Annotated in this window: 19 protein-coding genes, 3 tRNA genes and 1 pseudogene; 7 read left to right on the top strand and 16 right to left on the bottom strand. The window is 70.8% G+C overall.

Annotated features, from left to right (window positions below):
- Positions 1-169: 169 nt before the first annotated feature.
- Both WJM95_RS19065 and WJM95_RS19060 read left to right on the top strand, forming a co-directional pair.
- On the top strand, positions 170-1396 hold the full coding sequence (locus tag WJM95_RS19065) for a pyridoxal phosphate-dependent aminotransferase (RefSeq protein WP_339130923.1): 1227 nt from the start codon (positions 170-172) through the stop codon (positions 1394-1396).
- Positions 1397-1568: 172 nt separating this feature from the next.
- Positions 1569-2600, top strand: coding sequence for an adenosine deaminase (locus WJM95_RS19060; protein WP_339130922.1), 1032 nt, complete (start codon positions 1569-1571; stop codon positions 2598-2600).
- Here the strand turns inward: WJM95_RS19060 and WJM95_RS19055 are convergent.
- Positions 2597-3250: a helix-turn-helix domain-containing protein gene (locus WJM95_RS19055; protein ID WP_339130921.1), complete on the bottom strand. Its 654-nt coding sequence runs from the start codon at positions 3248-3250 to the stop codon at positions 2597-2599. The two genes, WJM95_RS19060 and WJM95_RS19055, sit on opposite strands and share 4 nt — an antisense overlap.
- 127 nt (positions 3251-3377) lie before the next feature.
- Here WJM95_RS19055 and WJM95_RS19050 point away from each other — a divergent pair, with 127 nt between their 5' ends.
- The gene (locus WJM95_RS19050; protein ID WP_339130920.1) at positions 3378-4010 is read left to right on the top strand and encodes an NAD(P)H-binding protein; all 633 of its coding nucleotides are present in this window, start codon (positions 3378-3380) and stop codon (positions 4008-4010) included.
- An 87-nt stretch (positions 4011-4097) separates the two neighbouring features.
- Here the strand turns inward: WJM95_RS19050 and WJM95_RS19045 are convergent, their stop codons facing one another.
- The 8 genes from WJM95_RS19045 to WJM95_RS19010 form a co-directional block, all read right to left on the bottom strand.
- Positions 4098-5153 carry a UDP-N-acetylmuramate dehydrogenase gene (locus WJM95_RS19045; protein ID WP_339130919.1) on the bottom strand — a complete coding sequence of 352 codons (1056 nt, stop codon included), beginning with the start codon at positions 5151-5153 and terminating at the stop codon, positions 4098-4100.
- Positions 5154-5312: 159 nt separating this feature from the next.
- Complete coding sequence (locus tag WJM95_RS19040) at positions 5313-6776, bottom strand: DHA2 family efflux MFS transporter permease subunit (protein WP_339130918.1); 1464 nt, start codon at positions 6774-6776, stop codon at positions 5313-5315.
- 100 nt (positions 6777-6876) lie between these two features.
- A complete protein-coding gene (locus WJM95_RS19035; protein WP_339130917.1) occupies positions 6877-7446 on the bottom strand; it encodes a TetR/AcrR family transcriptional regulator in 570 nt (189 codons plus the stop codon).
- A 166-nt stretch (positions 7447-7612) separates the two neighbouring features.
- Positions 7613-8041 carry a MaoC family dehydratase gene (locus tag WJM95_RS19030; RefSeq protein WP_339130916.1) on the bottom strand — a complete coding sequence of 143 codons (429 nt, stop codon included), beginning with the start codon at positions 8039-8041 and terminating at the stop codon, positions 7613-7615.
- Position 8042: 1 nt separating this feature from the next.
- Positions 8043-8495 (bottom strand): MaoC family dehydratase N-terminal domain-containing protein, encoded by a 453-nt coding sequence (locus tag WJM95_RS19025; RefSeq protein WP_339130915.1) that lies wholly within the window; start codon positions 8493-8495, stop codon positions 8043-8045.
- A gap of 550 nt (positions 8496-9045) precedes the next feature.
- A complete protein-coding gene (gene rpmG / locus WJM95_RS19020; protein WP_003948671.1) occupies positions 9046-9210 on the bottom strand; it encodes a 50S ribosomal protein L33 in 165 nt (54 codons plus the stop codon).
- Positions 9211-9297: 87 nt separating this feature from the next.
- Positions 9298-9370, bottom strand: a tRNA-Met gene (locus WJM95_RS19015).
- Positions 9371-9416: 46 nt separating this feature from the next.
- Positions 9417-9489 (bottom strand) — tRNA-Thr (locus WJM95_RS19010).
- Between the two features lie 383 nt (positions 9490-9872).
- Between WJM95_RS19010 and WJM95_RS19005 the strand changes: the two genes are divergently transcribed.
- Entirely contained in the window at positions 9873-11123 is a 1251-nt protein-coding gene (locus tag WJM95_RS19005; RefSeq protein ID WP_339130914.1) for an amidohydrolase family protein, read from the top strand.
- A 234-nt stretch (positions 11124-11357) separates the two neighbouring features.
- Here WJM95_RS19005 and WJM95_RS19000 read toward each other — a convergent pair whose 3' ends face one another.
- Positions 11358-12233, bottom strand: a complete 876-nt coding sequence (locus WJM95_RS19000) for a hypothetical protein (RefSeq protein WP_339130913.1) — start codon at positions 12231-12233, stop codon at positions 11358-11360.
- Between the two features lie 346 nt (positions 12234-12579).
- Between WJM95_RS19000 and WJM95_RS18995 the strand changes: the two genes are divergently transcribed.
- Entirely contained in the window at positions 12580-13236 is a 657-nt protein-coding gene (locus WJM95_RS18995; RefSeq protein ID WP_339130912.1) for an SDR family oxidoreductase, read from the top strand.
- 31 nt (positions 13237-13267) lie between these two features.
- Here WJM95_RS18995 and WJM95_RS18990 read toward each other — a convergent pair whose 3' ends face one another.
- The 4 genes from WJM95_RS18990 to WJM95_RS18975 form a co-directional block, all read right to left on the bottom strand.
- Positions 13268-13486, bottom strand: coding sequence for a hypothetical protein (locus WJM95_RS18990; protein WP_339130911.1), 219 nt, complete (start codon positions 13484-13486; stop codon positions 13268-13270).
- Positions 13487-13609: 123 nt separating this feature from the next.
- Positions 13610-14164, bottom strand: coding sequence for an NUDIX hydrolase (locus tag WJM95_RS18985; protein ID WP_339130910.1), 555 nt, complete (start codon positions 14162-14164; stop codon positions 13610-13612).
- Positions 14154-15524, bottom strand: a complete 1371-nt coding sequence (locus WJM95_RS18980; RefSeq protein ID WP_339130909.1) for a hypothetical protein — start codon at positions 15522-15524, stop codon at positions 14154-14156. The genes WJM95_RS18985 and WJM95_RS18980 overlap by 11 nt, the downstream gene beginning before the upstream one ends.
- 224 nt (positions 15525-15748) lie before the next feature.
- Entirely contained in the window at positions 15749-16222 is a 474-nt protein-coding gene (locus WJM95_RS18975; RefSeq protein ID WP_339130908.1) for a hypothetical protein, read from the bottom strand.
- An 817-nt stretch (positions 16223-17039) separates the two neighbouring features.
- Here WJM95_RS18975 and WJM95_RS18970 point away from each other — a divergent pair.
- Positions 17040-17286, top strand: a pseudogene (locus tag WJM95_RS18970) (hypothetical protein); the annotation flags it as partial.
- 37 nt (positions 17287-17323) lie between these two features.
- On the opposite strand, the gene WJM95_RS18965 reads toward WJM95_RS18970, so the two are convergent.
- A tRNA-Tyr gene (locus tag WJM95_RS18965) sits at positions 17324-17405 on the bottom strand.
- Positions 17406-17606: 201 nt separating this feature from the next.
- Here WJM95_RS18965 and WJM95_RS18960 point away from each other — a divergent pair.
- On the top strand, positions 17607-18095 hold the full coding sequence (locus WJM95_RS18960; RefSeq protein ID WP_339130907.1) for a YajQ family cyclic di-GMP-binding protein: 489 nt from the start codon (positions 17607-17609) through the stop codon (positions 18093-18095).
- 122 nt (positions 18096-18217) lie between these two features.
- Here WJM95_RS18960 and WJM95_RS18955 read toward each other — a convergent pair whose 3' ends face one another.
- Positions 18218-18484 carry a GlsB/YeaQ/YmgE family stress response membrane protein gene (locus tag WJM95_RS18955; protein ID WP_339130906.1) on the bottom strand — a complete coding sequence of 89 codons (267 nt, stop codon included), beginning with the start codon at positions 18482-18484 and terminating at the stop codon, positions 18218-18220.
- Positions 18485-18644: the final 160 nt, after the last annotated feature.

The raw sequence follows: 18644 nt of genomic DNA, 5'->3' as shown, positions 1-18644 counted from the left end.
TGAGAGTGTACGTGGTCCGGAGCCGGGCGTCGAACAGAAAGTGTCCGTCCGGGCTCACCGGGTCGAAGATCCACTGGTGGAACGCGCGGATCCGCACGGATGTTCTGCCCTTGTTCAGTCCGTGAAACCCGCGTGCCGGGGGTGTTTCCGGTCTGAAACGATGGGTGCCATGAGCCCTGCAACCCCTCCCACCGAGCGCCGGGTCTCCGCCCGAGTCGGCGCGATCTCCGAATCCGCCACCCTCGCCGTGGACGCCAAGGCCAAGGCACTCAAGGCCGCCGGACGTCCGGTGATCGGCTTCGGCGCCGGTGAGCCCGACTTCCCGACCCCGGACTACATCGTCCAGGCCGCCATCGAGGCCTGCTCCAACCCCAAGTACCACCGCTACACGCCGGCCGGCGGGCTCCCCGAGCTGAAGGCCGCGATCGCCGCGAAGACCCTGCGCGACTCCGGCTTCGAGGTGGAGGCCGCCCAGGTCCTGGTCACCAACGGCGGCAAGCAGGCCATCTACGAGGCCTTCGCCGCGATCCTCGACCCAGGCGACGAGGTCATCGTCCCGGCGCCGTACTGGACGACCTACCCGGAGTCCATCCGTCTCGCCGGCGGTGTCCCGGTCGAGGTCGTCGCCGACGAGACCACCGGCTACCGCGTCTCGGTCGAGCAGCTGGAGGCCGCCCGCACCGAGAACACCAAGGTGCTGCTCTTCGTCTCCCCGTCCAACCCGACGGGCGCGGTCTACACCCGCGAGCAGATCGAGGAGATCGGTCGCTGGGCCGCCGACAAGGGCCTGTGGGTCCTGACCGACGAGATCTACGAGCACCTGGTCTACGGCGACGCCGAGTTCCACTCGCTGCCCGTGGTGGTGCCCGAGCTGCGCGACAAGTGCATCGTCGTCAACGGCGTCGCCAAGACGTACGCGATGACCGGCTGGCGCGTGGGCTGGGTCATCGGCCCGAAGGACGTCATCAAGGCCGCGACCAACCTCCAGTCGCACGCCACCTCGAACGTCTCGAACGTGGCCCAGGTCGCCGCGCTCGCCGCCGTCTCCGGCGACCTCGCCGCCGTCGCGACGATGCGCGAGGCCTTCGACCGCCGCCGCAAGACCATCGTGCGCATGCTGAACGAGATCGACGGCGTGCTCTGCCCCGAGCCCGAGGGCGCCTTCTACGCCTACCCCTCGGTGAAGGCGCTGATCGGCAAGGAGATCCGCGGCAAGCGTCCCGCGGACACCGTCGAGCTGGCCGCGCTCATCCTGGAGGAGGCCGAGGTCGCGGTCGTCCCGGGCGAGGCCTTCGGCACGCCGGGCTATCTGCGGCTGTCGTACGCGCTCGGCGACGAGGACCTCGTCGAGGGCGTGAGCCGCATCCAGAAGCTGCTGGCCGAGGCCACGGACTGACCGCGCGCGTCCGCCCGCGCCCTCCGGGGCGCCGGTGACGCCGACGCGCTCCACGCGCGCGGACGGGGGCCGGTCACTCACGGAGTGACCGGCCCCCGTCCGTGTGTTCGGGCAAGCGCCCGATCAGGGAAAGCCCTACCGGCACGGCGTGCGCGTGGGGCAGGATCTCCGGATGGAGCGCGTACGTGATGTCAGTGAACTTCCGAAGGCCCATCTGCACCTGCACTTCACGGGGTCCATGCGGCCCGGCACCGTGCTGGAGCTCGCCGACAAATACGGTGTGCGGCTGCCCGAGACACTGACCGAGGCGCTGACCAGCGGGGAACCGCCGAAGCTCCGGGCGACCGACGAGCGCGGCTGGTTCCGCTTCCAGCGCCTGTACGACGCCGCGCGGTCCTGCCTCAGAGAGCCCGAGGACATCCAGCGCCTGGTGCGCGAGGCCGCCGAGGAGGATCTGAAGGACGGCTCCGGCTGGCTGGAGATCCAGGTCGACCCGACCTCGTACGCCCCGCGCCTCGGCGGTCTGATCCCGGCCCTGGAGATCATCCTGGACGCGGTCGACTCGGCGATGCGGGAGACCGGGCTCGGGATGCGCGTGCTGGTGGCCGCCAACCGGATGAAGCACCCCCTGGACGCTCGCACGCTGGCCCGGCTCGCCGTGCGGTACGCGGACCGGGGGATCGTCGGTTTCGGGCTCTCCAACGACGAGCGGCGGGGCATGGCGCGGGACTTCGACCGGGCCTTCGCCATCGCGCGCGAGGGCGGGCTGCTGTCCGCGCCGCACGGCGGCGAGCTGACCGGGCCCGCCTCGGTCCGCGACTGCCTGGACGACCTGCACGCCTCCCGGATCGGTCACGGGGTGCGGGCCGCCGAGGACCCCCGGCTGCTGAAGCGCCTCGCGGACCGCGGGGTGACCTGTGAGGTCTGCCCCGCCTCCAACGTCGCCCTCGGCGTCTACGAGAAGCACGCCGATGTCCCCCTGCGCACTCTGTTCGAATCCGGCGTTCCGATGGCCCTCGGCGCCGACGACCCGCTGCTCTTCGGCTCCCGGCTCGCCGCCCAGTACGACATCGCCCGCCGCCACCACGCCTTCACCGACCAGGAACTGGCCGAGCTGGCCCGGCAGTCCGTCCGCGCCTCGGCCGCGCCCCAGGACGTCCGGACGAAACTGCTGTCCGGCGTCGACGACTGGCTGGCCGGCTAAGGCGTCTCCTGGGCCGCCCCCGGGTCCCTGGGGGTGAGGCCGGCGAGCAGGGTGCGGGCGAGGGCCGGGGCGAAGGTGTCCAGGGCCGGTGGCGTGCCCTCCTGGGTGGCGTCGTAGGCGAACGCCCGCTGCGCGCACGCCCCCAGGAGCAGTGAGGCCGCCGCGTAGGTGTCGGTGTCCGGCCCGACGCGCCCGGCCCGCTGCTCCGCCAGCAGATAGGCGGCGAGACCCCTGATGGGGATGTGGGGGCCCGCGTCCATGGCCCGCATGGCCTCGTCGTGACGGCGCTTGAGCTGCGTCTCCGCGTACAGCGAGGCGGCGATCGGGAAGCTCTGTTCATAGAAGAGGGACGCCTGGCGGGCGATCTCCGTGAGGTTCTCCTCCAGGGAGTGCTCCCGCGGCTCGGCCGTCAGCCGCTCCAGGAGCGGGCCGAGCTGCGGCAGCCGCTCATGGAGGACCCGGATGAACAGCTCCTCCTTGCTCGCGAAGTACTTGTAGAGCGCCGCCTCGGAGCAGCCGGCCGCCCTGGCGATCTCCTTGGTGGTGACGCGGGAGAGGCCGAGCGTGAGCATGAGCTCGTGCGCCGCGTCGAGGATGCGGATCCTGGCCGGCTTCGACGGCGTGCGCTCCGTGGCGGAATTCTGCTGCATGGGGCCCAAGGATTCCATGACCCGTCCTCCTGGGGTTGACGGGTGGGTGAGTACTTACTCACTCTAGAGGGAGAAAGGGTGAGTGAACACTCACCCACCACGTCTCCACCTCCTAGGGGAGCAGGTCATGGAACTCACCGTTTTCGGTGCCACCGGAGGCATCGGCCAGGAGATCGTCCGTCAGGCCCTGGGCGCGGGGCACCGGGTCACGGCCGTCGTACGGGATCCCGCGCGGCTGACCGTCACGGGCGCGGGACTCGAGGTGTTCCGCTCGGATCTCACCGACCCCGAGTCGCTGCGCCCGGCCGTGGCGGGCCGGCACGCGGTCCTGTCCGGCCTCGGGGCACGCGCCCGCAAGGACGCCGGGGTGGCGGCCCGGCTCACCCGGACGGTGCTGGCCGCCATGGAGGCGGAGCAGGCACGGCGGCTCCTGGTGGTCAGCGCGGCCCCGGTCGGCCCCGGCCCCGAGGACGACACGCTCCTCGACCGCGCGATGCTGGGTCTGATCTCCGCCCTTCTGAAGGACGTCTACACCGACCTGCGGGAGATGGAGGGCGAACTGGCGGCCAGTGCCACGGACTGGACCGTGGTCCGTCCGCCCCGGCTCCAGGACAAGCCGCTGACCGGCTCGTACCGCACGGTCACGGGGGGTTTCCCGCCCAGGGGCCGTTTCATCGCGCGCGCCGACGTGGCCCACGCGATGCTGGCGATGATCGACGACCCGGGAACCGTGAAGCAGGGCGTGGGCCTCGCCTACTAGGGCCCGCCGGACGGACCCCGGCATCAGGGCCTGTCGGACCGGCCCCGGGTCCCGGGCGCCGGGTGTCCGTCGGACGCCGCGTGCCGGTCAGAGGCTCGCGTTCACCGTCACCGGCTCGTTGATGAGCGTGATCCCGAAGGCGTCCCGGACGCCCGCGACGACCTCGCGGGCCAGCGCGAGCAGGTCCTCGGTGGTCGCCGCGCCCCGGTTGGTCAGGGCCAGGGTGTGCTTGGTGGAGATACGGGCGGGCCCGGTGCCGTAGCCCTTGGTGAAGCCCGACTTGTCGATCAGCCAGGCCGCGGAGGTCTTGGTGTGACCCTCTCCGGCCGGGTACGCCGGCGGTACGGCCTCGGCGCCGAGCCGCTCCCGCACGCGCGCGCGGAACGCGGCGAACGCCTCGTCCGTGAGGATCGGGTTGGTGAAGAACGATCCGGCGGACCAGGTGTCGTGGTCCTCGGGGTCGAGCACCATGCCCTTCCCGGCGCGCAGCTTCAGCACGGTCTCGCGGGCGGAGTCGAGAGGCACACGGTCGCCGGGCTCCACACCGAGCACCCGGGCCGTCTCGGCGTACTTGACCGGCGCTGACAGCCCCCGCGCGTCCTCCAGACCGAACCGCACCCGCAGCACCACATGGCGCTCGGGGTCGGCCTTGAAACGGCTGTGGCGGTACGAGAACGCGCACTCGGCGTTGGTCAGCGTGACCGTCTCGCGCGTCCTCCGGTCGTAGGCGATCACTTCGGTGATCGTCGACGACACTTCCTGGCCGTACGCGCCCACATTCTGGATCGGCGTCGCGCCGGCCGAACCGGGGATGCCCGCGAGGCACTCGATCCCGGCGAGCCCGGCCTCCACGGAGCGGGCGACCGCGTCGGTCCACACCTCGCCCGCGGCCAGCTCCAGGCTCGTGCCGTCGAGCGAGAAACCCTCGGTGGCGATGCGCAGGGCGGTCCCGTCGAAGCCCTTGTCACCGATGACCAGGTTCGATCCGCCGCCGATGAGCAGCAGCGGCGTACCGGCGTCGTCGGCCTCGCGCACGGCGGCGATCACCTCGGCGTCGGTCGTGGCGGTGATCAGCCGGGCGGCCGGACCGCCGAGCCGGAAGGTGGTCAGCGGGGCGAGCGGGGCATCGTGGAGTTCCAGCACGGGCCCAAGGGTACGAGACGGCACCGGCCACTCCGGGCGCGCGGGTCGCGCGGGTGTCGGGGGACGGGGTCGCCGGGAGGGGCTGGGTGACGATCGCGGGGCACGCGCGCGTGGGGCCCCGCCCTGGTGGACGGGACCCTGCGCGCGCGTGCCCGGTGCTCAGCGGTCGGCGGTCTCCAGCACCGGGGCCGGCCCGGTGGAGCCGGAGCGGGCCGCGTCCGCCGCCCTTGGTGCGGTGCGGCGCCCGGCGGGGATCACCAGGGCGGCGACGCCGGCCACGGCCACGACCGCCGAACCGGTGACCAGCGCGGGCCGCAGTCCGTCCACGAAGGCCTGGGCGGACTCGTATCCGCCCTGGGCGGCGAAGATCGACGACATGATCGCGACACCGAGCGCGCCACCCACCTCACGCAGCGCGTTGTTGGCACCGGAGGCGATGCCCTGCTCCTGCGGGCGGACGCTGGACATGACCAGGTTGGCGGCCGGGGCGAAGTACAGCGCCATGCCGACACCGCTGATGATCAGAGCGGGCAGCTGAGCGCCGTAGGAGGCGTGGGTGGTGGCCACGGCGGCCATGTAGCCGAGGCCGACGGCCTGGAGGAAGAGGCCCGTGGCGACGACCGGGCGTCCGCCGATGCGATCGGAGAGGATGCCCGCGATCGGCGCGACGAGCATCGGCATCCCGGTCCAGGGGAGCATCCGCAGCCCCGCCTCGGTCGGCGAGTAGCCGAGTACGCCCTGCATGTACTGGCTGAGCAGGAAGATCGAGCCGAACATCCCGAGGAACATCAGCAGACTGGCCGCGTTGATCCCGGCGAAGGCGCGGGAACGGAAGAGCCGCATCGGGAGCATCGGGTTCTTCGCCCGGGTGCCGTGGACGACGAACCCGGCGAGCAGGGCGGCACCCGCGATCAGACCGGTCAGGACGAGCCCGCTGGTCCAGCCGTCGGCGGGCCCGCGGACCAGGCCGTAGACGATCCCGAAGAGGCCACCGCTGGCGAGCAGGGTTCCGGGGATGTCGAGCCGGGCGCCGGCGCCGAACGACTCGGACAGACGCAGCCGGGCGAGCGGGAGCACGGCGAGACCCAGCGGGACGTTCAGCCAGAAGATCCAGTGCCAGGAGACGTGCTCGGTGAGACTGCCGCCGATCAGGGGCCCGGAGGCGACCGCGAGTCCGTTGACGGCACCCCAGATGCCGTAGACCATTCCCCGCTTGGCCGCGGGGACCGCGGCGGTCAGCAGGGTCAGGGTCAGCGGCATCATGATCGCCGCGCCGACGCCCTGGACCGCACGGGCGGCGATCAGCGAGTCGATGCCGGGTGCCATGGCCGCGGCGGCGGAGGCGCCGGTGAAGACGCTCAGGCCGACCAGGAAGAGCCTGCGGCGGCCGAACCGGTCGCCGAGCGCCGCGCCGAACATCAGCAGGACGGCGAAGGTGAGCGTGTAGGCGCTCACGGTCCATTCCAGGTCGCCGAGCGCTCCCCCGAGATCCTTGCGGATGGAGGGCAGGGCGGTGGTGACGACGAGATTGTCGAGGGCCGCCATGAATCCGGCGACGCTCGTGATGAGAAGGGCCCAGGCGGCACTCCCGCGGCGTGCCGCGGCCTCGGTCTGCTGTGACATCTCTCCCCCAGAGAGATCGATGGTTAGTTATTGATGACTAACTTCAATGATCATGGAAATCCGCGGACCGTGGCCTCGGCGCCCGGCCGCTGCTTCCCGCCTACTCCTCGGGCCCGCAGATGACCCCGGGACCCGAGAACAGCCCCTCCCACACCCGGTGCTCCGACGGGAAGCCCATCGCCACGAGGGTGTTGATGAGCATTCCGGTCGACAGGAACGCCGTGGTCGCGCCCGGGTCCGCGCCGAGCGGCAGATGCACGGCGTCCCACAGCCGCGTCCAGCCGGCCCGTACGGTCTCGCCGAACTCGTGGTCGCCCTCCTGCTCGGCGGCGGCCACGGCGACGTACATCTGCATCTGCATCATCAGCCGCTCGGGCCGTTCCGCGATGACCTCGACATACGCGTTCCCCATGGCACGCTTCGCCTCCTCGCCCTCCAGGCCCTTCGCGGCCTCCTGGAAGGTCCGGATGGTGTCCTCGACGCACCGCTCGGCGGCGGCGAGAAAGATCGCCTTCTTGCCCGGGAAGAGTCGGAAGAGATACGGCTGCGAGACCCCGACGCGCTTGGCGATCGCCTCGGTGCTCGTGCCGTGATATCCACCACGGGCGAACTCGGTGGTCGCCGCGCGGATGACGCTCTCGCGCCGCTCCTCTGCACTCATCCTGACCATGCGACTAAGTTAGTACTCAATCACTAACTTTGCAAGAGGGTCGGATCGGGGCGGTCGGCGTCGTTCGGCCACGAGCAAGAGGCGCCCTCGAAGGAGGGCGCCTCTTGTCTCGAACTCGGCTGCCGGACGCGGAACCGGGCCGTCAGGCCAGTGGTACGACCGCTCGTCAGGCCAGTCGTACGACCGCTCGTGACATGCCCAGCACCTTCTGGCCCGCGCTGGTCGCCACGAGGTCCACGCGGACGGTGTTGTCGTCGAGCTTGGCGGCGACCTTGCCGGCGACCTCGACGGTGGCGCCCTTGTCGTCGTTCGGGACGACGACGGGCTTGGTGAAGCGGACCCCGTACTCGACGACGGCGCCCGGGTCGCCCACCCAGTCCGTCACCACGCGGATGGCCTCGGCCATGGTGAACATGCCGTGCGCGATGACGTCGGGAAGGCCCACCTCGACCGCGAACTTCTCGTTCCAGTGGATCGGGTTGAAGTCCCCGGAGGCCCCCGCGTACTGGACGAGCGTGGCGCGCGTCACGGAGAACGTCTGGGGCGGCAGTTCGGTGCCGACCTCGACGTCCGCGTAAGAGATCTTCGCCGCCATGTCAGCCCACCTCCGCCGCGCGGGCCACGAGCTTCGTGACAGCCGTCACGACATGCTCGCCCGCCTCGTCGTGGACCTCGCCACGGACGTCAAGGATGTCGTTGCCCGCGAGGGACTTGATCGACTCGATGGTCGAGGTGACCGTGAGCCGGTCGCCCGCCCGCACTGGGCGGGTGTAGGCGAACTTCTGGTCGCCGTGCACCACCCGGCTGTAGTCGAGACCCAGTTGCGGGTCCTGGACGACCACGCCCGCCGCCTTGAACGTGATGGCGAACACGAAGGTGGGCGGGGCGATCACGTCGGGGTGACCGAGAGCACGGGCGGCCTCGGGGTCCGTGTAAGCGGGGTTGGTGTCCCCCACGGCCTCCGCGAACTCGCGGATCTTCTCCCGGCCGACCTCGTAGGGGTCGGTGGGCGGGTAGGACCGCCCCACGAAGGACTGGTCGAGCGCCATGGGCTCGGCACCTCCTGGTTGTCTTCGCCGCGTCTGTCGTCTTCGCCGCGCTGGTTGTCTTCGCTGGGCCGGGTGGGTTCACCGTGTCGGGTCCGGGCCGTACCGGTACCCGCGCCGTGTCGGTTGTCACGGGTGCCGGTGCCGGTCGATGGTCACGGGCGTCGTGGCCTGTGGCCGGTGCCGGCGGTCACGGTTGCCGTGGCCGGTGGCTGTCGCCGTGGCCTGCGACTGGTGCCGTGGCCTGTGGCTGTCGCCATGACCGTAGCTGTCGCCGTGACCGTGGCTGCGCTTGCGCCTGTGACGGTGGCCACTGGCCGATGACCAGGACCCGTAGCCCCTCGTCACTGTTGCTGAGCGTCACGGTCGCCGATCTTCGGTCGTCACGGATGCCGTCGCCGGCTGCCGCAGCGGGACCGGCCGTTTTGGCCGGACGGCCCATCTTCGCTCGAAATCGCCGGTCCGCCTACGCCACCCGGTCCGTGCCGGACATCGGTTCCACAACGACGCGAGGCCGCCCCCCGAAGGGGACGGCCTCGTGTACGAGCCTGAATTATCGCGTTTCGCGGTGCGCGGTGTGCGCGTTGCAACGCGGGCAGTGCTTCTTCATCTCCAGTCGGTCCGGGTTGTTACGCCGGTTCTTCTTGGTGATGTAGTTCCGCTCCTTGCACTCCACGCAGGCCAGCGTGATCTTCGGGCGGACGTCGGTGGCAGCCACAGGAGTGCTCCTTGACGAACGGATGGGACATTAACGCATAGAAGAGTAGCCGATCGAAGGACCGACCCCACAATCGGCTACTGTCAGTAGCGGTGACCGGACTTGAACCGGTGACACAGCGATTATGAGCCGCTTGCTCTACCGACTGAGCTACACCGCTTTGATGGGTTCGGCCCCCGCCTCGCGACGGGAACCTCCCTCACCAGAGCCCCAATACGGAATCGAACCGTAGACCTTCTCCTTACCATGGAGACGCTCTACCGACTGAGCTATTGGGGCGAGCGATGAAGACATTACACGGTCCTCCGCCGATCGCCCAAATCCGTTTCCCGGCACCCACCCGGGCCTGATCACAGGCGTTTCCCCGGGCGTTCCCGGAACCCTTCACGCGCCTCTTGGGCCCCCTGGATCACGGGGGTGACGGAGGCTCCGGGCGGCCGGGGCCGGGGCCGTACGCGGCAGGCACGGAGGCGGGCCGTTCCCGGCCCCGGCCCGGAGGTGGCCGGCGCCCCGCCGGCCGACGGGCCACGCCGGTACGACTATTGCGCTCCTCCCCGACGTCGACGGGTCGCCGCCCTAGGCTCGACCCACGCTGCGTGATCTTGTGTCCCCACGCTCCGCAGTCGTCCCTCCCGAAGCCGTCCCCGAGCCACAGGAGCGCGATGCCCGACAGCCAGCAGCAGCCGCCCCACTCCCCCTCGGGACAGACCGACACGGCCGCTCTCCTGCTGTGCGGGGCGCGCCTCACCGACGGCCGGACCGTGGACGTACGGCTGGGCGGCGGTCGCATCGAGGCGGTCGGAACCGTAGGGAGCCTGGCGGCGGGTGCCCCGGGGGCTCTCCCCGCGAGGGTGGACCTGGCCGGCCACCTCCTCCTCCCCGCGCCCGCCGAGGCCCACGCGCACAGCGACACCGCCCTGACGGCCGAGGACCACGGACCCCTCGCGTACGACGACCGCGCGATCCGGCGCCGGGCCACCGAGGCGGCGCTGCTGCAACTCGGGCACGGGGCCACGGCCCTGCGGTCCCATGTGCGCGTCGGTGACGTACAGGGGCTGGACGCGCTGACGGCGGTCCTGGAGGTACGGCGGTCGCTGCGGGGGCTCGCCGAGCTGGCGACGGTCGCGATGCCGCGGGTGCTGACCGGGGCGGCCGGTGCCGACGGGCTCGCGATGCTGCGGGACGCCCTGAAGATGGGCGCTTCCGCGGTGGGCGGCTGTCCGGACGCGGACCCCGATCCGACGGGGTACGTCGAGGCCGTACTGGAACTCGCCTCCGAACACGGCTGCCCGGTCGATCTGCACACGGACGCCTCCGATCCGGCCCGGCTCGCCCGGCTCGCCGCGATGGCGGGCGGGCTGCGGCCCGGGGTGACCCTCGGACCGTGCGGCGGGCTCGGCGGGCTGCCCTCCGAGGTGGCCTCCCGCGCCGCGGACCAACTCGCCGCGGCCGGAGTGACGGTGGTGTGTCTGCCGCAGGGCGCCTGCGGCTCGGCCGACGGGCGCGGCACCGCTCCCGTACGGCTGCTGCGGGCGGCCGGCGTACGGGTCGCCGCGGGCAGCGGCGCCCTGCGTGACGTGTCCAACCCCGTGGGACGCGGGGATCCGCTGGAGGCCGCGTACCTGCTGGCCTCGCGGTACGGGCTGCGCCCCGAGGAGGCGTACGACACGGTGAGCCGTGCCGCGAGGGCCGCCCTCGGGCTGCCCGAGGTGCGCGTGGAGGCGGGGTTCCCCGCCGAGTTGCTCGCGGTGCGCGGGGACGGGCTGACCGGGGCGCTGTCCCTCGCGTACAGCCGCATCGTGATCCATCGCGGCCGCGTGGTGGCGCGGACGAGCGCGGTGCGGGAGTACTGCGACTCGGCGGCCGAGTCCGGGCTCGAACTGCCCCGGCAGGGACGGGAGGAACCGTCCTAGCCGGGGTGAAGCGCCGTTCTGGCCGGAGTGGGGCGCCGTCCTGGCCGGGGTGAGGCGCCATCCTGGCCTGGGTGGAGCACTGTCCGGGCCGGAGTGAGGCACCGTCCTGGCCGGGGTGAGGCACCGGCCCGGCCGGGGTGAGGCACCGGCCCGCCGGGGTGAGGCACCGGCCCGGCCGGGGTGAAAGCTCCGCCCTGGACCGAGTGCCGCCCTGGGGCCCTGGGGCCCGCCTCCCTAGAGCCCGCCGCCCATGAACGCGCCGCCCAGCGGGCTGCTCCCGGGAACCTTGCCGGCGGGGATCTCGGTGGCTCCCGACGGCGCGCTGACGTCGCCCGCTCCGGAGAACTTCAGGACGAGGGGCAGTTCGACCTTCTTCGGGCTGTCGCCGAGGACGGCCAGGTCGACCCTGATCTGCCGGAGGTCGCCGTTCTTCAGGGTGAAGTCGACGGTGGCCTTCTTGTCCGGCGCGTCCTTGAGGTCCTTGGCGGTGGGGAGTTCCGCGCCCGGCGGAAGGTCGCCCTGGAGCGGGCGGAGCTTGTCGAAGACGCCGGTGAGCAGGTCACGGACGTTGCCCGTGGCCACGACGTGCTCGACCCCGCCGCTGCCGCCCTTGGTCCGGAACGTGACCTCACGGCCGACGACGGTCCGTACGGCGTCGAGAACCTTCTTCTGGGTCTTCGCGTCGATGTCCCCCGCGGTCCCCTTCGAGGTGCCCCCGGCGGCCTTCCCCCTCCGCTCCAGCTCCTTGGTGTCGACCTTCACCCAGGCGCCTTCCAGGACCTTCTTGAACTCCTTCTGGCCCGGCGGAAGTTCATCGGCCGAGGGCATGGGAACGCCCATCGCCTCGCCGATGGCCTTCATGTCGCTGCGGTAGTACATGAAGTCGCCGACGACCCGGTACTCGACCAGGACCCCGTCGGGCCCCGTCACCTTCATGCTCATCCCGACGAGGTCCTTCTGGCCCGAATCCGCCAGCTTCTTCCTGGACTTGACGGAGACGTCGACGCGCAGGCCGCTGACCAGCTTCGCGAACTGCGGCGGAAGGGCCTCGTCCGGACCGCCCTGGCCCGCGAGGGTGTTGATGGCGGAGGCGGGGGCGTCCAGGTCCAACTGGAAGGCCAGCGACTTCTGTTCGCCGAGGTGCTCGACGGCGTGGTCGAGCTTCTGCCCGGCGGTGAGGTTCTGGACCGTGCCGCAGGCGGCCGCTGCGGTGAGGAGGACAGCGGTGCAGCCGACCGCGGTGACGGTCTTGCGTATGACGGTGATGATGGTCTCCTGTACGACACCGCGCGAGTCCGCACGGTGTTCCTTCGTCGTTCCTTCGTTCGCGTGTTCACTCGTTCCGGCGCGTTCCCGCGGCGATCACCCACGCGTTCTCAGCGATCACCCATGTGACTCATGAGTTGTGCACAGGGTTGTGCGGCGAACGCGGTCATCCGGGCGTACGGTCGGAAACATGCGCATTGTCATCGCTGGTGGTCATGGTCAGATCGCGCTGCGGCTGGAGCGGCTGCTCTCCGCGCGCGGGGACGAGGTCGCGGGGATCATCCGCCGTGCCGAGCAGGGGGACGACCTGCGGGCGGCGGGCGCCGAACCGGTCCTGTGCGATCTGGAGTCGGCGTCGGTGGAGGAGGTCGCCGCACATCTTCAGGGCGCGGACGCGGCCGTCTTCGCCGCGGGCGCGGGACCGGGCAGCGGTGCGGACCGCAAGCAGACGGTGGACAAGGGCGCCGCGATCCTGTTCGCGGACGCCGCCGAGCGCGCGGGCGTACGCCGGCACGTGGTCGTCTCCTCCATGGGCGCGGACCCGGCCCACCCGGGCGACGACATCTTCGACGCGTATCTGCGCGCCAAGGGCGAGGCCGACGAGTACGTGCGCGGGCGGGCCGGCCTCGACTGGACGATCCTGCGTCCCGGCGGCCTGATCGACGACGCCGGGACCGGGCTCGTACGTCTGGAGGCCTCGACCGGCCGCGGCATGATCCCCCGCGACGACGTCGCCGCGGTCCTCGCCGAACTGGTCGACACCCCGGCCACCACGGGTCTGACCCTGGAGGCCATCAGCGGTTCGACACCGATCTCGGTCGCGGTGAAGTCGGTGGCGGGCAACTAGGGCCTGTCCGCCGCATCCCGAGACCGGAGGATCAGAAGAGCGGGAGCTGACCGGGGAAGTCGGGAACGGCGTACCCGTCCAGCGTGGGCTGCGCCGCCCCGAGGAACGCCTCCCGGCGCGAACCGGGGCACGAGACCAGGTCCCCGCTCCCGCTTCCGCGCGCGCCGGACGGATCGTGCCGGGCGAACCGCCCCGCGACGACGGCGATCTCCCGACGGCACTCGGGGCAACTCCTGCGACGCGATGACATCTGCCCAGTGTGCCCCGGGTTCCCGGACTTCCGCCGCCGGCCTGTGACCGCCGCCCGGGCCGGCCTGCGGTTGCCGCCCCTGGTCCGCTCGGGGAAACCGGCACCTGCCGGGCGGCACCTCGCCTAGCCGCGGGCCGCGGCGGCCGCGCCGAGTGCGGCGAGGGTGAAGCCGTCCCGCAGCTCTCCCGCGCGGATCGCCTCGGCGAGGTCGTGCGGACTCCACCAGCGCGCGGCGGCGATCTCGCCGTCGTCGAGCGTGCCGGGGCGCAGCGGGGCATCGCCCTGGACCGAGACCTCGACGACGGCGACCTCGCTCTCCAGCAAGCCGGAATCGACGTCCAGGTACGCCAGCGCGACCGCTGCGGAGCCCACCAGACCCGTCTCCTCGACCAGTTCTCGCAGCGCGTCCGACACGGGATCGGTCTCGCCGAATCCGCGGGGCAGTTCCCAGGCCCACCGGCCGACCGTCGGCCGCCACTGGCGGACCAGCAGGATGTCGTCGCCCCGTCGTGCCAGCACCACGACTCCCGTACGGCCACCACCGACGCGGACGCGGTGCCGGACGGTCTCCGCGCCCGAGGGCAGGCGATAGGTGTCCAGGTAGACCTCGCACCATCGCCCGCCGTCGGCATCGGTGTAGGCCTTGTCGGTGCGCGTACGCGGCGCCTCAGTGTCCATCGGGCCCTCCCGGCAGCACCCCTGGGAGCTCTATCACGTCATACCGCCCTCGGAAGTCGTTCAAGCGGGTCACACCCGCTGCCACGGCCGCGACGACGACCGGCGCGAGCGCTCCGCCCGCGCCGGCCGCGAACACGCCTGGTGTCCCCTCGCCCAGCAGGCTGGTCGCCAGGCTCAATCCTCCGCCCGTGACCGTCTGAGCGGTGACCCCGCGCGCGCTCCGCGCGAACCGCTGGAGCCGGGTCACCGACACCTCGCCCGCGTCGGCGGCCGCCGGCTCCTTCGTACGCTCCGCGAGCAGGTCGCCAACTTCCTGCAAGGCGGCGAGGTCACGTCGGTGCCACCAGCCGGTGAGGGCATCGGCGGCGTCATCCGTGTAGCGCTGCCATTGAGCACCGCTCATCAGACCCAGCCGCAGCTCGAAGCGCGTCGGATAGATCACGACCGGTGTCCGCTCCCCCAGCGCCGCCGCCTCCCGGCGCCGGATGCCACGACGAGGCGAGGCGAGGCCGAGCAGGCAGCCTTCGCTGGCCGCGATGGCCCGGTAGTACGTCTCGTCGAAGGACTCGCGCAGCATCCGCGCGTCCGCCTGCGCCGCGGAGTCACCGGAGCGCAGCAGGGGGTCGAGGCTCTCGTACAGACGGCTGCGGCTGGGCAGCCCGTTCACGTCGAACTCCCCGCCGGTCCAGGCGGCGAGCACCGCCCGGCCCTCGTCACCGGCCGTCTCCTCCGGGCGCGGCGGAGGCCGCAGCGCGTACGCGGTCGCGTAGTCGGCGGGCACCAGGGGGCTGACGTCCAGGAGGCCGCGCTCGGCGGCTCGCAGCCAGTCGCCCCACCGGGCAACCGTGCGCCGCCGCAGCGGATCCTCGAGGACACCGGTCGCCGCCAGCAACCGGTCCGCCATGGCGACGGGCCCCTCCGTGGCCAGGGCGGCGACCGCCGACTCGACGTCCGCGCGCGCGGCCAGCTCCCGCTGGAGCCGCAGGCACTGGTCGTCGGGGATCGGCAGGGAGGAGAAGCGGAACCCGGTGGAGAGCATCGCCATCAGCTGGCCGGCCAGGTCCGCGTTCCGTGAGTTCACCCGGATCGGCAGCACGGCACCGCCGCCGATCCCCCGGATCGCCAACTCGTCCAGGAGTGCGGCGGGCCGGAGCGCGGCGAAGACGGCGCCGTCGAGCAGTTGAGGGTAGGTCAGGAACAGTGAGCCGCCCTGGAGGACTTCCCAGCGCAGCCGACCGAGCAGCTCCGCCCGCCCGAGCTCGGTCAGCCGCTCCATCGGGGCGGCGGCGCCGCCCACTTGGGCGGTCAGCCTGGCCCGCTGCCGTACGCTGTCCCACCCTGTACTGAGGACCGCGGTCATGTGCCAGCCCCTTCTGCGGCGTCCCTGGGTGAGCCAGTTCAGCACGTGCCGATCAGCTGGACAATGGACAGCCGGCACCGCATGCGGTCTCGGCTGTGCCCGGCACCGGGCAGCCATTCCCGGTGCCGCCGCGCGCTGCCGCGGAAGGGCCTTCGTGCAGTGACGCAGGAGAGCCCTCCAGGGGGCTGAAAGCGATCCCCTGGAGGGCTTCACACGACAAGCCATCACCCTGTCGCGAGGACCCGCCCCTTAGGGCTCACCTGAAGGTACGTACCCCTGATGGTGTGCCCCGAGTTGTCCGCGACCCACATCTCGGTGTAGTAGACCGATTTGTAGGACTTGGCTGCAATTGCCGCTTCGAACGAGCCGTTACTTTGCTTCTTTCCCCACGTGTGGGAATCGGCTCCGGCATTGTTCCTGTATGTGATCTCCACGTGAGGGTGGCAGCGCGGGTCACTGCCGCCGCCGGCGCTGTAGTAGGCCATGCCGGACAGGAATACATGCTTCCCACGATGCCCCGGAAAGTTCTCGGTGTCGGCCTGTATCCAGTTGTAGGTGCACTGGTTGTGACTGCCGCCGGCCACCCGCCCGGAGGTCTGCGCGTAGTGCGGCCCTTCGGCAAACGCCGCCGACGCGCCACCAAGCACGATGGCAGAACCAAGCGCCGTTGCGGCGACTGCCTTTTGCTTCCAGTTCACGATCTTTCCCCCTTGTTCAGTCGTGAATTGTTGCGCAAGGCTTTCCACCCCAGCGCTGCCCGTTCGACTGCCTGTAGTAGGTCGCGCACACCTCGGTGTTGTTCGGCCACCGCGTATTTACGGCGATATTCCGGTACAGGTCACCGTTCCCGCAGGGGATCGAATGATCGTGCCACTTGTAGTAAATGGTGGGGGAACCGTGGGGAGGGGTGAAGGTCACGCGGGCGTCCAGGCAGTACCTGAGCGAGGGGCCCCCGGCCCAGATGGCGACGGAGTCGACGTGCAACTTCTTCCCGTAGACGGAAAGGTCTACGTGGTTGTCTTTCTTGTCAGCGTCAGCGCTTGCCGGACCTGCGAAGGTCATGGCTGCGAGTACCGCTGACACGGCCACCGCCACCGTTCTGCCAATGTACTTCAATGCTCACATTCCTTTGCATGAGCCACACCCCACTGGTCAGGCGGGGGTGGTGCGGGGCTTGAGCGAACTGAAGTTCCCTTTGTGGCGAACGGAGTTGAACGTAGTCACTGGCCTTCTCGCGCTTCAATACAGTTGAGCTAGATCTGAGCCGCGACAGCGGGCGAGGCGCTCGCCACAACCTTTGGCAGCTCTCTTGGCCGGCGCCCTCTCAACGTCCGGCTCCACGGGACAATCGTGGATGCGGCTGGGCACCGGGCACCTACCGGGTTTTCGGACCGCGCGCGGCGGGGAGCACCTGCACTTCACCCAACCCCCGGGCCTGCGGCCGCACTCCACCAAAGGACGCCTCGCCCCCAACCGGAACCGCCGGGCAACGGCATGAGCACCCGCCGCCATCTCCCGTACGACCTCCGCCACGCTGCTGTGTCCACATGGCTCGGTTCGGGTGTGGAGCCGCAGCTCGTGGCGGAGCGGGCCGGCCACAGCGCGGGCGTCCTCTTCAGGGTGGTACGCGAAGTTCCTGAGAGGCGGAGGCGATGCCGCCAACGCCAAGATCTCGGCCCGCCTCGGACTGCGCGGTCCTTCGAACGCGAGGCAGTGTGAGGCAGCACACCGATCGTCCGAGGGAATGACTGAGGGCCCGTGACCTGCTGTTGCAGGTCACGGGCCCTTAGTCCCTACTGTGGCGGCGCCAGGGTTCGAACCTGGGTAGGCTTAGCCGGCAGATTTACAGTCTGCTCCCTTTGGCCGCTCGGGCACACCGCCATGTTCGCTGCCCTTGAGCCTCGCTTCCGCGGTGCTCCCTGGCAACGACGTAAACGATACCTGATGCTCGGGGATGCTTCGCCACCCAATTGATCGACGCTTGGGGGGAGGGGGATGGCTAGGCTTATGCGGATGCGGCCGGAGGCCTACGCCGGGCTCGACAGCCGCCCCTACGCACCCCGATACAAGGAGCCACAGGACATGGCCGACTCCAGTTTCGACATCGTCTCGAAGGTCGAGCGGCAGGAGGTCGACAACGCCCTCAACCAGACCGCCAAGGAGATCTCGCAGCGCTACGACTTCAAGAACGTCGGCGCCTCCATCTCCTGGTCCGGCGAGAAGATCCTCATGGAGGCGAACTCCGAGGAGCGGGTGAAGGCCGTCCTCGATGTGTTCGAGACCAAGCTGATCAAGCGCGGCATCTCGCTGAAGGCGCTGGACGCCGGTGAGCCGCAGCTCTCCGGCAAGGAGTACAAGATCTTCGCGACCATCGAGGAAGGCATCTCCCAGGAGAACGCCAAGAAGGTGGCGAAGATCATTCGCGACGAGGGCCCCAAGGGCGTGAAGGCCCAGGTCCAGGGCGACGAGCTGCGTGTCAGCTCGAAGAGCCGTGACGACCTTCAGGCCGTACAGGCCCTCCTCAAGGGCAAGGACTTCGACTTCGCCCTTCAGTACGTGAACTACCGGTAGACCGGTGGAACGCCCGGCAGGCGGCTACGAAGCCGCCGCCGGAGCGGCCGACGGCACGAGGAAGGGTGGGCACCCCGGTGTCCACCCTTCTCGTCCGCCGGCTCCGGCCCCGTGATGCGGGATCAGCGGCGGGAGTCGCCGAACAGGATGCGGTAGAGGATCAGCAGCACGAGCGAGCCGCCGATGGCGGCGACCCACGTGGCGCCGTCGTAGAAGTGCTTGCTGATGGGGTGGTCCAGCCAGCGGGCCGATATCCAGCCGCCGATGAACGCGCCCACGACGCCGATGACGGTCGTCCCGATGAAGCCGCCCGGGTCGCGCCCGGGGAGCAGGAACTTGGCGATGGCTCCTGCCAGCAGCCCCAGAATGATCCAGCTGATGATGCCCATGTTCTGAGCCTGCCCTTCCGTCGTGTACTCACGCTGTCCGAACCCTGTGATTTCGGCCCGGGCGGGCCGTGTCCACGCCGTCGTGTCCGGTGCGGAGCGCTTCTGTCGATGGCGTGGGGACGCCGCGCCGATGAACAGGACGCCACTGCGGATCCCGCCG

The organism is Streptomyces sp. f51 (assembly GCF_037940415.1).
GTDB lineage: Bacteria > Actinomycetota > Actinomycetes > Streptomycetales > Streptomycetaceae > Streptomyces.
The sequence above is the reverse complement of the archived record's forward strand: the minus strand, read 5'-3'. Positions and strand labels throughout refer to the sequence as shown.

Bases quoted from the DNA above. Each gene is read 5' to 3' on its own strand.
- WJM95_RS18955 (WP_339130906.1), bottom strand. From the start codon at position 18,484: ATGGGCATCATCAGCTGGATCATTCTGGGGCTGCTGGCAGGAGCCATC.
- WJM95_RS19040 (WP_339130918.1), bottom strand. From the start codon at position 6,776: ATGTCACAGCAGACCGAGGCCGCGGCACGCCGCGGGAGTGCCGCCTGG.
- WJM95_RS18980 (WP_339130909.1), bottom strand. From the start codon at position 15,524: ATGACCGCGGTCCTCAGTACAGGGTGGGACAGCGTACGGCAGCGGGCC.
- WJM95_RS19035 (WP_339130917.1), bottom strand. From the start codon at position 7,446: ATGGTCAGGATGAGTGCAGAGGAGCGGCGCGAGAGCGTCATCCGCGCG.
- WJM95_RS18960 (WP_339130907.1), top strand. From the start codon at position 17,607: ATGGCCGACTCCAGTTTCGACATCGTCTCGAAGGTCGAGCGGCAGGAG.
- WJM95_RS19005 (WP_339130914.1), top strand. From the start codon at position 9,873: ATGCCCGACAGCCAGCAGCAGCCGCCCCACTCCCCCTCGGGACAGACC.
- WJM95_RS19050 (WP_339130920.1), top strand. From the start codon at position 3,378: ATGGAACTCACCGTTTTCGGTGCCACCGGAGGCATCGGCCAGGAGATC.
- WJM95_RS19065 (WP_339130923.1), top strand. From the start codon at position 170: ATGAGCCCTGCAACCCCTCCCACCGAGCGCCGGGTCTCCGCCCGAGTC.
- WJM95_RS18990 (WP_339130911.1), bottom strand. From the start codon at position 13,486: ATGTCATCGCGTCGCAGGAGTTGCCCCGAGTGCCGTCGGGAGATCGCC.
- WJM95_RS19060 (WP_339130922.1), top strand. From the start codon at position 1,569: ATGGAGCGCGTACGTGATGTCAGTGAACTTCCGAAGGCCCATCTGCAC.
- WJM95_RS18995 (WP_339130912.1), top strand. From the start codon at position 12,580: ATGCGCATTGTCATCGCTGGTGGTCATGGTCAGATCGCGCTGCGGCTG.
- WJM95_RS19055 (WP_339130921.1), bottom strand. From the start codon at position 3,250: ATGCAGCAGAATTCCGCCACGGAGCGCACGCCGTCGAAGCCGGCCAGG.
- WJM95_RS18985 (WP_339130910.1), bottom strand. From the start codon at position 14,164: ATGGACACTGAGGCGCCGCGTACGCGCACCGACAAGGCCTACACCGAT.
- WJM95_RS19030 (WP_339130916.1), bottom strand. From the start codon at position 8,041: ATGGCGGCGAAGATCTCTTACGCGGACGTCGAGGTCGGCACCGAACTG.
- WJM95_RS19025 (WP_339130915.1), bottom strand. From the start codon at position 8,495: ATGGCGCTCGACCAGTCCTTCGTGGGGCGGTCCTACCCGCCCACCGAC.